The following is a 14,791-nucleotide window of genomic DNA, read 5'->3' as shown; positions in this document are numbered from 1 at the left end:
TACAACATGCAAACACGTACATTAGGAAATAGTGGCCTGGAAGTCTCCGCGCTAGGTTTAGGTTGTATGGGCCTGAGTTTTGGATACGGCGCCGCTGTCGATAAGAAAGACGGCATTGCGTTGATCCGGGCGGCTTACAGAAAAGGTGTTAACTTTTTTGATACTGCCGAGGTATATGGTCCTTTTGACAATGAAGAGCTGGTTGGCGAGGCGCTGGCGCCATTTAAAAATGAGGTAGTCATCGCCACCAAATTTGGTTTCAAAATTGAAGATGGCAAACAAGTGGGATTGGATAGCCGCCCGGAAACCATCAGGAAAGTGGCTGAAGCCTCTTTAAAACGTCTCAAGATCGATGCGATTGATTTGTTTTATCAGCATCGGGTGGATGACACAGTGCCGATTGAGGAGGTTGCAGGGGCGGTGAAAGACTTGATTCAGCAAGGTAAAGTGAAACATTTTGGCCTGTCTGAGGCGGGCGTGAATACCATACGTCGGGCGCATGCCGTACAGCCGGTTGCTGCCTTGCAGAGTGAGTACTCCTTATTCTGGCGCGAACCGGAAAAGGAGATTATGCCGACCCTGGAGGAACTGGGAATTGGTTTTGTGCCTTTTAGTCCGTTGGGGAAAGGATTTCTCACCGGAAAAATCAATGAACGTACCCAGTTTAGCGAGGGTGATTTCCGCAATGTGGTGCCGCGATTCTCAAAGGAAAATCGCAAAGCTAATATTTTGGTGGTTGAGTTGCTGTCTTATCTGGCCGAATTGAAAAATGTCACCCCTGCGCAGATTGCCCTGGCCTGGTTGTTGGCGCAAAAGCCCTGGATAGTGCCGATTCCCGGCACTACTAAAACACATCGACTGAATGAGAATATTGGTTCAGTCGATGTCGAGTTGAGTGGCGATGAACTGCAAAGAATCAATGAAGTGGTCTCTGCCATGCAGTTTAAAGGCGAGCGTTATCCGGAGCATTTGCAAAAGTTAGTCGGGCGGTAGTCTTTTATACATGGCAATACTGCGTTGGCGCAGTCCTGTAAGCGGGGCGTTTAATACACGTCCCGCACATAGCGTTTGTCCTGTGCCATCTTTGATACGTAGTCTGCAGCCGCTTCGGCACTCATCTTGCCATGCGTCTGGATAATCGTTTTCAAGGCGGCATCGACATCTTTTGCCATGCGGCTGGCATCGCCACAGACGCAGAAATGCGCGCCTGCTTGCAGCCATTGCCATAACATTTCACCTTGTTCCAGCATGCGCTGTTGCACGTAGATCTTTTCTGACTGGTCTCTCGAGAAGGCCGTATCTAAACGATGCAAGACTTTGGCCTCTTGTAAGACTGTCAGTTCTTCACGATAGTAAAAATCTGAAGCGGCGTGCTGTTCACCAAAGAACAGCCAGTTTTTACCTTGCGCGCCTGTGGCCTGGCGTTCCTGTAAAAAGGCGATAAATGGCGCAATGCCGGTGCCTGGGCCGACCATAATCAACGGTGCATCCGGATTTTTTGGCGGGCGGAAGTGGGTCGAGCGTTGCAGAAAAATAGGCACGCTGATTTCGCCAGCACGGTCGGCCATAAAAGTTGAACACACTCCGCCACGCGCCTTATCTTTACCGTAACGCACGGTAGAAACCGTCAGGTGTACCTGGTTGGGATAGGTCTTCGGACTGGACGAAATAGAGTAAAGGCGTGGTTGCAGGCGTTTTAAGACGCTGAGCCATTCGCTCGCCTCGACCTTGATCGGATACGCCAGCAGCAAGTCTATGATCTGTTTGCCCCACAGCCAGTCTTTGAGTGCTTTGTCATCGGCCATTAGTGCTGCTAGTGCGGCACTGTGACTGCGTTCTTGCACAAATTTGAGTATGTCAGCGGTGATGCGGGCAATCTCATAGTGGTGTGAGAGGGCATCTACCAACGCCACTTCGCCGTGATCTTTCACGGTCACCATAGTAGAGGGTGACAATTTGAGCGCACTCAGCATGTCGCCCACCAGTTCCGGGCAGTTGGTCGGCCAGACGCCGAGGGCATCCCCTGCTTCGTAACTGAAGCCGCTATTGCTGAGGTCAAAACCAAACTGGCGGATCTCTTTCTCTGCACCTTGGGCATTCAGTCGCTGGTTGATGATCAATGGGGCTTGCAGCGGCTGCTGGCGCGTATAGCCTGAGGACGTTGCCACCGCCGTTTCTGCAAGTGCTTCATCGGTATCGCCTGCCAGCGCCATGGCGGGTTGCGTCACGCTGGCGGCATGATTAGCCAAAGCGGAAACCACTTTGCCCAGCCATTCGTTGGCGGCTTGCTCAAAGTCCGGCTCACAATCTATACGTGGTGTCAGGCGCTGCGCGCCCAAGGTTTCCAGGCGTGCATCAAGCTTGCGGCCAAAGCCACAGAACTGGTCATAATTGGAGTCACCGAATGCCAGTACGGAAAAACGGGTTTTTTCCAGCTTGGGCGCGGTATCCGCCTGAAGGGCGTTCCAGAAATGGCTGCCGTTATCAGGCGGGTCACCATCGCCAAACGTACTGGTGAGCAGGAGCACCTGGCTGCTCGTGGCCAGGTCTGCCACCGTTATGCTGTCCAGTTGTTTTACTGTGGCTTGCAGCCCGCTGGCGTTGATACGCTCAGCACATTTTTCGGCAAAGCCTTCAGCATTACCGGTTTGTGAGGCCCACAGAATCATCACCGGTGGGGCGGCTGGTGTGGTCGAAAAATCCGGCAGGCCTGTAGGCAGGTTGCTGTTGTCAGGCAGCCAGCTACGTGCAAACAGCCCCGCCAGGATGCCGTTGATCAGCACATGTTTGGCCGGCGCCAGCGGGGCGCCTTCTGGTAGCATGGGTACGCCACCCAGCTGGCGCGACTCTTCGGTACGCAAGCCGGTGATAAAGCCTTGCAAATAGAGTTGTTCGTGCGCATCCAGAATAATGTCCGGTTGCTTATCAAGCCCCAGCAACCTGGCTAAAGCGTCGATATCTTTCATAGGGAGTTCCTTGTGATTCTTGACCGAGTCAGCTGCGTCGGTGATTGTGATGAGCGCATCTTCTTCCGCAGGCGGCTGCACCGTGGCGACACGTGTCATCGCCACGGCGCAGAATTTGAATTCGGGTTGTTGTGAGATGGCATCTATCGCATCACTGGTGACGGCATTGATGGTCAGGTCGTCGCCGAATACATCGTTCCAGTGAAAAGGCGCAAAGCAGTTGCCAGCACGCACGCGATGCGTCACCACAGCAGGTAATACTGCACGGCCACGCCGAGAGCGAATTTCGACGGCGTCTTTATCTTGTATGCCCAGCGCGGCTGCGTCTTCTGGATGCAGCTCTACAAATGGGCCCGGGTTGAGTTTGTTTAAGGTAGGAATCTTGCCGGTTTTGGTCATGGTGTGCCATTGGTGCTGCAGGCGACCGGTGTTCAGCACAAATGGATAGTCCGGATCGGGCAACTCTGCCGGATCCATGTGTGGACGGGCAAAAAACACGCCTTTGCCACTGGCAGTTGCAAAGGCAATACGCGGCTGGCTACCGTCTTCGCGGATGGTCAGTTTCTGGCTGATGCCATTATTAAGATAGCGAATCGGATGGCGATCTTCTGTGCTGTCTGGCGCGCATGGCCATTGCAGTGATTGCTGGCGTAATTTTTCATGGCTGACACCGCGGATGTCATAACCGGTTTTCAGGTTAGAGGCCTGGGTGATTTCCGCAAATACTTCAGCGGCTGACTGGTAGCTGAAGCCGTCACTAAAGCCCATTTCGCAAGCCACTTTGGCAATGATCTGCCAATCTGCCATGGCTTCACCTGGCGGATTCACCGCATGCTGCATCAGCGTCATATTGCGTTCTGAGTTAATCATCACGCCTTCTGCTTCGGCCCACAAGGCACCCGGCAGCAAAATATCGGCATAGCGATTGGTTTCAGTATCGAGGAACGCATCCTGAGCAATCACCAGCTCGGCCTTTTCCAGTCCGGCGATGACGTTTTTGCGGTTGGCCATGCTAGCGACCGGGTTGGTACAAATCACCCAGCAGGCTTTGATGTCGCCGGCCATCATTTGCTCAAACATGGCGACGGTGCCGCCACCCAGGCGCGTATGCAGTGTGCCTTCCGGCACTTTCCACAGCTGTTCGATGAATTGTCTATCCTGCTCGACTAAGACTGAGCGCTGGCCAGGTAGCCCAGGACCCATATAGCCCATTTCACGCCCACCCATGGCATTCGGTTGCCCGGTCAGTGAGAACGGGCCGCTGCCTGGGCGGCAAATCGCGCCGGTCGCCAGGTGCAGGTTACAAATGGCATTGGTGTTCCAGGTGCCATGGGTGCTTTGGTTGAGGCCCATGGTCCAGCAACTGATCCAGTTTTTGCTGCTGCCTATCCACTCAGCTGTCTGGCGGATAGCGTATTCATTAATGCCTGTGATTTCGGCCACTTTTTCTGGCGAGTAGGCTTCGAGAAAGTCAGGCATGACCTCCCAGCCTTCGGTAAACTCGGCAATAAATGCGGTATCGGTGTGGCCGTTTTTGACCAGCAAGTGCAATAAACCATTGAGTAAAGCGAGATCAGTGCCGGGCTTGATCTGCATAAACAAACTTGCTTTATCTGCGGTGGTGTTGCGGCGCGGATCAACCACGATCAATTTGGCACCGGCTTTGACTCTATCCATCATGCGCAGGAATAAAATCGGGTGGCAATCGGCCATATTGGCGCCAATGACGAAGAACAGGTCGGTCTGGTCAAAGTCCTGGTAGGAGCCTGGCGGGCCATCTGCACCCAGCGATAATTTATAGCCACTGCCTGCGCTAGCCATACACAGGCGCGAGTTAGACTCAATGTTGTTGCTACCGAGATAACCCTTCACCAGTTTGTTGGCGAGGTATTGGGACTCAATCGACATCTGGCCGGAGACATACAAGGCAATTGCATCCGGGCCATGTTCGTCCAGAATAGCACGCAGGCGGCGTGCGGTTTCCTTGATGGCTTCGTCCATGCCGGTACGCACAGACTCTTGCCCGCGTGCCGGACGTACATAGGCATAGTCCAGCCGACCAGATTCAGCTATGGCCTGGATGCAGGTATTGCCCTTGGTGCACAGGCGGCCAAAGTTGGTCGGATGCTGCTTGTCGCCATAGACCTTGATCACGCGCTGATTCTTTGTGACGCCCTGATCTTCGACCTCCATGACAATGCCGCACCCGACACCACAGTAGGGGCAGACTGATTTTACCTGCGTGACCATCGTGCCTGATCCCGATGCAACCTAGACCTGCACCCAGATTGCGCCATCTCGCACTTCAACAGCGTAGGTGTTCAGGCACACACTGTCATCTTCTACGCAGACTCCAGTACGCAACTGGTAGTGATGTTTGTAGATCGGTGAGGCGACGACACGCTCGCCGCCTAAGTCGCCGACGATGCCGCGTGACAGCACGTTGGCATCGCTGTGCGGGTCATGATTGTCGATGGCGTACAGCAGGTTATCCTGCAGGCGAAAAATCGCGATCTGGCGATCCTCTACCAAGGCACATACGCCCATATTGGGCCAGATGTCTTCCAGTGCACACACCGGGTGCCACGCGCCTGCATTGTCTGGGATTTGATTGATTGCATCATCCAATGACGCTGCTTGTTGTAATTGACTCATGGGGTACTCCGTTGATTACTCTGTGGTCGCGAGGATAGGAATCACCTTCGCTTGTTTCTTTTCTTCTACCGTCGCCGGGCGCATCTGGTCGCGTTCCTTGACGAAGACAATATTGTTGTCGCCAGCCACGCTGTTCACAAAACTGCGGAAGCGTTTGCGCACTTCAGGGTCATTGACGGCGGTTTTCCATTCGTCCTGGTAGTTATCTACCACGTGTTGCATTTGCGCTTCCAGTTCGGCGCCCAGGCCCAAGGAATCATTGATCACCACGTCTCTGAGGTAGTCCAGGCCACCTTCCAGGTTGTCGCGCCAGGTGCTGGTGCGTTGCAGGCGATCAGCGGTGCGGATGTAGAACATCAGGAAGCGGTCTATCATGCGGATCGCTTCTTCTTTACTGAGGTCGCTGGCGATCAGTTCAGCGTGACGTGGCTTCATGCCACCGTTACCGCATACATACAGGTTCCAGCCATTTTCGGTGGCGATTAAACCCACATCTTTGCCTTGGGCTTCGGCGCATTCACGCGTACAACCCGAGACACCGAACTTGATTTTGTGCGGTGCGCGCAGGCCTTTGTAGCGATTCTCCAGTTGTACGGCCAGGCCGACACTGTCGTCCACACCATAGCGGCACCAGGTCGAGCCAACGCAACTTTTCACGGTACGTAATGATTTACCATAAGCATGACCGGACTCGAAACCAGCGGCGATCAACTCTTCCCAGATATTCGGTAATTGTTCGACGCGGGCACCGAACATATCGACACGGGCACCACCGGTGACCTTGGTATATAAGTTGTATTTCTTGGCAATCTGGCCGATAGCGATCAGGCCATCAGGGGTGACTTCACCACCCGGCATACGTGGTACGACAGAGTAGCTGCCGTCTTTCTGGATATTGCCCAGGAAGTAGTCGTTCGAGTCTTGCAGCGAAGCCAGGTCTTTCTTCAGGATAAAATCGTTCCAGCAAGAGGCGAGGATGCTGGCAGCGGTTGGTTTGCAGATGTCGCAACCCAGGCCTTTGCCATGTTTGTGCAGCAGATCAGCAAATGTCCTGATCTCGCCGACGCGCACCAGGTGGTAAAGCTCCTGGCGCGAATAGGGGAAGTGCTCGCACAAGTGGTTGTTGACGGTCATGCCGAGTTTCACCATCTGTGCTTTCATGACTTGCGTCACTAACGGCACGCAACCGCCGCAGGCAGTGCCCGCTTTGGTGCAGGCCTTGATGGCACCTATGCTGCAGTTCCCGGCAGCCACCGCTTCGCCGATGGCACCTTTGCTGACGTTGTTGCATGAACACATCACCGCGCTATCAGGCAAGGCATCTACACCCAGGCCTGGTTTTTCTTTGCCGTCGCTGGCAGGCAGGATCAGGAATTCTGGGTTTTCCGGCAATGCCATTTCATTGATGGTCATTTGCTGCAAAGTACCGTACTCGTCGGCATTGCCGATCAGCACTGCGCCCAGCAGTTTTTTGCCATCTTCGCTGACGACGATTTTTTTGTAGATATTGCGTACTTCGTCTGTGTACTGGTAGCTGCGGCAGTCATGGGTTTTGCCGTGTGCATCACCGACGCTGGCCACATCGACGCCCATCAGCTTGAGTTTGGTACTCATGTCCGCGCCCTGGAAGGTGGACGTCGTTTCACCTGACAAATGTGCGCAAGCTGTGCGGGCCATGTCGTAGCCTGGTGCCACCAGGCCGTACATTTCATCGTTCCAGCTGGCACATTCGCCGATGGCGTAAATATCGTGGTCGCTGGAGCGGGAGAAGTCGTCGATGGCGATACCGCCACGTGCGCCTATGGCCAGCCCGGAGTCGCGTGCCAGTTCGTCGCGCGGACGGATACCAGCGGAGAACACGATCATGTCGGTTTCCAGCCAGGTTTCATCAAAGAACACCATGCGGTGACGCGCTGTCGCGCCATCCACAATGGCTGTGGTATTACGGCTGGTATGTACGTGCACACCCAGCTCCTCAATCTTGCTGCGCAGCACTTTGCCGCCAGCCTCATCCACTTGCACGGCCATCAGGCGCGGCGCGAATTCCACCACGTGGGTGTCCAGGCCCATATCGCGCAAGGCTTTGGCGCATTCCAGACCGAGCAGGCCGCCGCCGACCACCACGCCACTCTTGGCGGATTTACCTGCGGCCGTCATGGCCTCCAGGTCTTCAATGGTGCGGTAAACAAAGCAGTTTTCGCGATCACGGCCAGCGACAGATGGCACGAATGGGAAAGAGCCAGTTGCCAATACCAGCTTGTCATATGACAGGACGGTGTTATCGCTTAGCGTGATGGTATGCTGGTGGCGGTCAATCTGGCTGACGCGCGCGTTCAGGCGCAGTTCCAGGCCTGGGCGGTCATAAAAGCCAGGTTCGACTAATGATAAATCTTCAGCGGTGCTGCCTGAGAAAAAACTGGACAGGTGCACACGATCATAAGCCGGGCGTGGTTCTTCGCCTAATACGGTGACTTGCAGGTTGGCGGCTGCCAGGTCCGGGTGGCGTTTCACCAGTTCCTGCATAAAATAATGTCCCACCATGCCGTTGCCGACAACTACTACGCGGGTAAGTTGATTCATCGTGTGTTCCCCATCAGATGCAAGCATGACGATGGCAGTTGTTTTTCCATAGGCATGCGTTGCGATTTACTAAACTTAAAAACGAAAAAAGGCGCCCACAGCTTATCTAGCGACCACCTTTGGCAGCATTTAAATAAGCTATGGACGCCGTTGTCCATAAAGGGATTTCCTGACTGCGAAAATGCCCTTATTGCAAATACTCATCGTTAATAAACGAGATTTATTGCCAAATAAGCAATTGGCATGCCAGGAGGCAGGGGAGGTTTCACTGCAAGCGATTGAAATGCTTTAAGTGACTGTTATATAGCGGTTTATATCTTGCCTGATTTGCGTTTTATGCATTCAGTAGAGATCAAGGCAGTGGGGTGGAATAAGTATGATGCACGATAATGATGCATATCAGGGGGATTGCACCAGAATCGATCTTAAGGGGCGATCTAGATCAATTTCGACTGTGTGATGACATGGTTTCCTTATCAGGCGTGTACTTTGCCATGCAATTTAACCAGGCGTTTAAGCTCCGGCACGCATGAACCACAACTGGTCCCGCATTTGAGTTTATTCTGCAAGGTAGGCAGGTCTGCACCCATTTCCAGCGTTTCCATGATTTCGTTTTCCGATACATCCAGGCAGTTGCAGATGATCTTGCCGCGGCTATGCTGGCCCGCAGGCGGTGCACTGAGTGGCGCCAGGGCCCAGCGTCGCAACTCGTCTGTCAGGGTACCCTGGCTCATGACTTCGCGCAGCCAATCCGCGGCCAGTGTTTCGCCAATCAGTCGCACGCCAGTGACCTGGTTATGCTGCACCAATATATGCTTGCTAATGCCACGTTTGGCATCGTTATAAGTCAGCATGGGCGCATCCTCTGCCATATCCAGCAGGGCATCCAGTTGGGCAATCAGTGCCGGGTCTGGTGCTGCATGGTGTGAGGCGCGCAACATGACCATCCCGGCATCGCGGCCATATAGGCCACAACTGGCGTAGTCAAACGACTTCAGCAGCTTGCGTACTTTGCTGATGAGTTGCGCATCGTCGCAATTGCGCATCACCACCATTTGCCAGGGCAGGTCCAGTTTTTCAATTTTGACCGCGGTGTGCTTGAGCTCTGGCTGCTTGGAAAACTTGTCAACAGCGGGCGGCATCAATGCATTGACGCCCAGACCGTGCATAAACTGGCTGCTCCAGTGCATGGGCATAAAAATCTGCGCCGGTTGCACTTCGTCAGAAGCCTGTACACGTACCACCAGGCTGCCACGCTTGTTACTGACTTTAACGATATCGCCATGCTTGAAGGTGCGTCGCTGCATATCGTCTGTATGCATCCAGATCACAGGCTGCTCTTCATGGTTAAACAGTTGCGGCACGATGCCGGTGCGGCTCATGCCATGCCACTGGTCACGCAGGCGGCCAGTCAGCAGATGGAAAGGGTGGCGCGCATCCGGCTTGTCGGCGGTGCCTTTGTAGATGGCACTCATAAAGTGCGCCTTACCGTCAGGTTTCTGGAATACGCCGTCGGTATATAAACGCGCTTCGCCCTGGGTGGCGCCAGATTTAAACGGCCATTGTTGCGGACCTTGCGTTTCCAGGATGCTGTAGCTCAGGCCGGTAATGTCGAGGTCACGGCCACGTGTGCTTTCACGGTGCTCGTTAAAAATGGATTCAGTATCCGGATAGTTAAACAGCGCCTTGGTTTTGCCTAGTTTTTGCTCCAGTCGCTGGGCAAAGTCGACCACGGCTTCCCAGTCATGGCGCGCTTCGCCCGGTTTGGGCGCAGCAGGGCGCACACGCGTAATGCGGCGCTCGGAGTTGGTCACGGTGCCTTCTTTTTCACCCCAGGTAGTGGCAGGTAAAAACACATCGGCGTACTGGTTGCTGTCGGTGTTGTTAAATGCATCTTGCAATACCACCAGCTCGGCGTTTTGCAGTGAAGCCAGCACATTATTCAAATCCGGCATGGAGTGGGCCGGGTTGGTGCAGGCAATCCAGATCGCTTTGATTTCACCACTTTTCACCGCGTCGAACATTTCTACGGCAGTTTTGCCCGGGGTCGCTGGCACCTCAGGCACGCCCCATAAACGGGCAACTTCTGCACGATGTTCGGCATTGCCCAGGTCACGGTGGCCAGACAATAAATTAGCCATGCCGCCCACTTCGCGGCCACCCATGGCATTGGGCTGGCCGGTAAGTGAGAACGGGCCAGCGCCTGGTTTGCCGATCTGGCCGGTGGCCAGGTGCAGGTTAATCAGGGTGGCATTTTTTTCTGTACCGTGGATGGACTGGTTGAGCCCCATGCAGTACATGGACAGGGTAGGGCCAGCGCCAAACCATTTGGCGGCCTGGATAATATCTTTTTCGCTGATGCCGCAAATATCCGCTACCATTTTCGGCGTGTATTCGCGTACGGTTTCCTTCAGCGCTTCAAACCCTTCGGTATGGTCGCGGATATATTGCATATCCAGCAAGCCTTCCCACAGCATGACATGCAGCAGGCCGTTGAATAATGCAACGTCGGTGCCGGGCAAAATCGCCAGGTGCAAGTCTGCCAGTTGTGCGGTGTCAGTGCGGCGCGGGTCCACCACGACAATTTTCATGTCCGGATTATTCGCCTTGGCATCTTCAATACGACGGAACACAATCGGGTGCGCAAATGCCGTATTGGAGCCCGCAATAAACAGGCATTGTGTATGGTCGATATCTTCATAACAGGCCGGCGGCGCATCGGCGCCCAGCGTGACTTTGTAACCGGCGACGGCTGAACTCATACACAGGCGTGAGTTGGTATCGACGTTGTTGGTACCTATCAGGCCTTTGGCCAGCTTGTTGAACACATAATAATCTTCGGTGAGTAACTGGCCGGAGATATAAAACGCCACGGCATCCGGGCCGTGCGTTTGTATGATGTCGGCAAAGCGGTCGACCACGTGATCAAGTGCGCTATCCCAGCTTACTTTTTCTCTGGCGTCATCGCGAGACAAACGCATTTCCGGATACAGGGCACGTGCATCCAGTTTGGCAGTCAGGTGTAGCGTCGAGCCTTTGGTACACAAGCGGCCAAAGTTGGCCGGATGCTCAGGGTCGCCTTTGACGTCGACAATCTGCTTGCCTTCCGTGGTAATAATGACGCCACAGCCCACCCCGCAATAGCAGCAAGTGCTGCGTGTTTCACGCCGTTGCGGATAAAACTGTACTGGCTCCGCAGTCAACGTGCTTTGTGTGTTCTGGAGTTGTTGCTGTTGGGTCATAGATTGTCTGTATTGCTGAAGCTACTTATTCAATTGCAGATAGACGTCGCCGTCTTCTACTTTCACTGCATAGCAGGCGGTGTGGCCGACATCAGGTTCTTCTGCCTTGCCATCGACCAGGCTGATTTTCCAGCTATGTAATGGGCAGGCGACTTTGTCACCATAGACGATGCCTTGCGACAACGGGCCGCCTTTGTGTGGGCAGCTGTTATTCAGCGCAAACACGCGGTCATCTTCAGTGCGGAACACACCAATATCCACTTCGCCATGGCGCACAACGCGTGCACCCAATGCAGGAATGTCGTTAACCGGGCAAATTTTTGTCCAACTCATTATTTCCTCTTTTCCAATTGGAGTCTGGTTTTCACAGCGCAAAAGCTTAAGAGACCAGTAACAAATAAATCAATAACAGGTTAATACACAGTGAAATCACGGCCAGCCATTGCCATTTGACCAGGCGTGCACGGGCGATCAGCGGCGTGCGCGGGATGACAATCGGTTTCAGTTCGCCATGTTCCAGCGCCAGTAGCATTTCTTCCGCCGTCTCAAAGCGGTCAGCCGGTTTTCTGGCAATGGCCTTGAGAATAATGTTTTCCAGCCAGGCCGGAATCTCAGGGCGGTAGCGGCTAGGGCGGATTGGCTCGCCAAAACGTGGTGACTGGAATGGCTCGATCTCGCCATAAGGATATTTGCGGGTCAGCAAGTGATACAACGTGACACCAGCGGCATAAATATCTGCCTGGCGGTCAGCGACTTTGCCATCAAACAGTTCAGGCGACATAAAACTTGGTGTGCCGGGATTTTCCATCTGCTCGGGCATCGGTAACGTGCTGCTCAGTGCCACACCCAGGTCGAGGATGCGCAGGCGCTTGTCACTACCAATATGAATATTGGCTGGTTTGATATCGCGGTGCACGATATTCAAACGGTGCAGCATGCTCAGGCCGCGTAATAAATCCTGGCCGATATTGGCAACGCCATTCATGGTGAAGTGGTGCCCGGCCTCAAGGCGTTGCTGCAGCGTCGCGCCTTCGTGCCAGGTCATGACGTAATACAGCGCACTGCGCTGTTCACGTGTGAGTGGCAGGATTTGCGGCACGCATTGCGATACCACGCGTTTGGCCAGCCATTCTTCGTTGAGCAGGGCTTCGCAGCTGGTTTTATCGTCTGCCCTGGCTGGCTGTAGTGTTTTTAGCACAAACAATTGGCCTGCCGCATTTTTGACCTGGTACAGCAGGCTGACGCGCGAATCATGGATGATTTGCGTAATGGTAAAGCCATCCAGCTGGTCGCCAATTGCCACCTTGCGCGGCACGGGCAGGCTCAGGGCATCGGCCAGCATATCGGTCAGGTGATCCTGGCCGACCTGGTCAATGCGCACCACCACGGCAGAAGCATTGTCCTGCCCGCCTTGTTCCAGCGCCTGGCTGGTCAGGTGTTCTGCCATCAGTTGTGGTGTGTGATACAGCATCAACACTTTATGTATATCGGCATCGCCGAGGGCTGCCCAGACGCCATCACTGACAATGGCATAGACATCACCGGTTTGCAGCAAGCCTTCGGCGTAATCGACGCTGAGCTGATCATCCAGCCCCACTGCACGCTTGAGCACGTGGCGCATATCCGGTCTGTCCCAGACGTGATCAGTGGTCAGGCATTGCAGCGATTGCTCTCGCAAGCGGTAGATACGTGTATCACCGACATGCGCTAGTACGTAGCGCTGCCCGCGCAATACCAGCAGCGATAAAGTGGTTGCCATGCCAGCCATCTGGCTATGCTTGCGCGCCTGTGACAGCACCCAGCGATTGGCAGCCTGAATCACCTTGTCCAGTGCATGCTGTATGGTCCAGGTGTCAGGCGTGGCATAGTAGTCAGCCGACAGTGTGCGCACCGTCATTTCAGCCGCTTCAGCGCCACCGGCGCCACCACTGATGCCATCCGCCACGGCCAGCAAGGCGCCCTTGATCCCCAGTTGGGCGTCGGCAGGGGTGACCAGGCCAATATAGTCCTCATTACGAGGTCTGGGCCCGGTGACACTGCTTTCGCCTACACTGAAGTTCAATTTCATCTTGGTATCCGTGGATGGTTGCGCAAATAGGTTTAAATTTTTGCACTGGTGACGGTGGCGGCACCCCAGGTGGTACGCCAGCGGTTTTTCACGCTAGAGAGTCCAACCAGTGCCACAATCGCCAGGCCTGCAAAAATGGTCAGGCCAATCTGGTAGCTGCCTGTGATTTGTTTAGAATATCCCAGGCTGGAGGCCAGATAAAAGCCGCCGACCCCGCCAGCCATGCCAACCAGGCCAGTCATCACGCCGATTTCCTTGCGGAAACGCTGTGGCACCAACTGGAATACGGCGCCGTTGCCCATGCCCAAGGATGCCATGGCTAACACAACTACCGCCAGGCCAGCGGCTTGTGTTTGCATGCCAAAGCTTAAAATGAACAGGAAAATGGCAGCCAACACATACATGGTGCTCAAGGAGCGGATGCCACCGATACGGTCAGCCAGCAAACCGCCGAATGGACGTACCAGCGAACCAGCAAACACACAAGCCGCAGTAAAGTAACCGGCATGCACAGGGTCCAGGCCATACTGGTCATGGAAGTAAATGGTCAGTGAAGAAGCCATACCAACAAAACCGCCAAAGGTCACGCTGTAGAAAAACATAAACCACCAGGCATCTTTGTCTTTTAACACCGCCAGGTATTGTGACAGTGACTTGGCCGCAGGCGCATCTGGCGCATCTTTAGCAAACACGGAATACACGACCAGCGCGAGCAGTAGTGGAATCAGTGCCAGGCCAAACACGTTGCTCCAGCCAAATGCCACGGCGAGGCCTGGTGCAAACAGGGCGGCCAAGGCCGTGCCTGAGTTACCGGCACCAGCAATGCCCAGAGCCGTGCCCTGATGCTCTGGCGGATACCAGCGTGAAGCCAATGGCAAGGCCACGGCAAAGGCGGCCCCGGCAAAGCCGAGGAACATGCCCAGCAGCAAGGCTTGCTGATAAGTGTGGATGCCATGCAACCAGGCGGTGAGCAGCGCGGCAATCACAATCACCTGGCCAATCAGGCCGGCTTTTTTCGGCTTGAGCTGGTCGACCAGTACGCCCATGACGATACGCAGGATAGCGCCGGTGAGTACTGGTGTGGCCACCATCAGGCCTTTTTGTGCAGGGTTTAACTGCAGGTCCGCCGCGATTTGCACCGCCAATGGCCCCAGCATGACCCAGACCATAAAGCTCAGGTCAAAATAAAAGAAGGCTGAAAATAATGTCGGTTTATGGCCGACTTCCCAAAAGCTTTTTTGCATGTTGTTTCTCCCGGGCGTGTGTTAACGATTGTCGCA

8 protein-coding genes are annotated in these 14,791 nt (G+C 54.5%); 1 reads left to right on the top strand and 7 read right to left on the bottom strand.

All coding sequences use genetic code 11. The features are described 5' to 3' along the window. Positions 1-6 precede the first annotated feature (6 nt). A complete protein-coding gene (locus tag MET42_RS0110525) occupies positions 7-993 on the top strand; it encodes an aldo/keto reductase (protein ID WP_029512407.1) in 987 nt (328 codons plus the stop codon). Positions 994-1,043: 50 nt separating this feature from the next. Here MET42_RS0110525 and MET42_RS0110520 read toward each other — a convergent pair whose 3' ends face one another. The 7 genes from MET42_RS0110520 to MET42_RS0110490 all read right to left on the bottom strand — a co-directional run bounded on the left by MET42_RS0110520 (position 1,044) and on the right by MET42_RS0110490 (position 14,755). Next, complete coding sequence (locus MET42_RS0110520; protein ID WP_019882920.1) at positions 1,044-5,216, bottom strand: bifunctional nitrate reductase/sulfite reductase flavoprotein subunit alpha; 4,173 nt, start codon at positions 5,214-5,216, stop codon at positions 1,044-1,046. Between the two features lie 21 nt (positions 5,217-5,237). Next, the gene (gene nirD, locus MET42_RS0110515) at positions 5,238-5,621 is read right to left on the bottom strand and encodes a nitrite reductase small subunit NirD (RefSeq protein ID WP_019882919.1); all 384 of its coding nucleotides are present in this window, start codon (positions 5,619-5,621) and stop codon (positions 5,238-5,240) included. Positions 5,622-5,636: 15 nt separating this feature from the next. Then, on the bottom strand, positions 5,637-8,201 hold the full coding sequence (gene nirB, locus MET42_RS0110510) for a nitrite reductase large subunit NirB (protein WP_019882918.1): 2,565 nt from the start codon (positions 8,199-8,201) through the stop codon (positions 5,637-5,639). A gap of 476 nt (positions 8,202-8,677) precedes the next feature. After that, the gene (locus MET42_RS0110505) at positions 8,678-11,443 is read right to left on the bottom strand and encodes a nitrate reductase (RefSeq protein ID WP_019882917.1); all 2,766 of its coding nucleotides are present in this window, start codon (positions 11,441-11,443) and stop codon (positions 8,678-8,680) included. A gap of 21 nt (positions 11,444-11,464) precedes the next feature. Further along, positions 11,465-11,776, bottom strand: coding sequence for a nitrite reductase small subunit NirD (nirD, locus tag MET42_RS0110500; RefSeq protein WP_019882916.1), 312 nt, complete (start codon positions 11,774-11,776; stop codon positions 11,465-11,467). A 46-nt stretch (positions 11,777-11,822) separates the two neighbouring features. After that, on the bottom strand, positions 11,823-13,511 hold the full coding sequence (locus tag MET42_RS0110495) for a bifunctional protein-serine/threonine kinase/phosphatase (RefSeq protein WP_019882915.1): 1,689 nt from the start codon (positions 13,509-13,511) through the stop codon (positions 11,823-11,825). A 32-nt stretch (positions 13,512-13,543) separates the two neighbouring features. Continuing rightward, entirely contained in the window at positions 13,544-14,755 is a 1,212-nt protein-coding gene (locus MET42_RS0110490; RefSeq protein ID WP_019882914.1) for a NarK/NasA family nitrate transporter, read from the bottom strand. Positions 14,756-14,791: the final 36 nt, after the last annotated feature.

This window comes from Methylophilus sp. 42 (genome assembly GCF_000384155.1).
Classification (GTDB): Bacteria; Pseudomonadota; Gammaproteobacteria; order Burkholderiales; family Methylophilaceae; genus Methylophilus.
The sequence above is the reverse complement of the archived record's forward strand: the minus strand, read 5'-3'. Positions and strand labels throughout refer to the sequence as shown.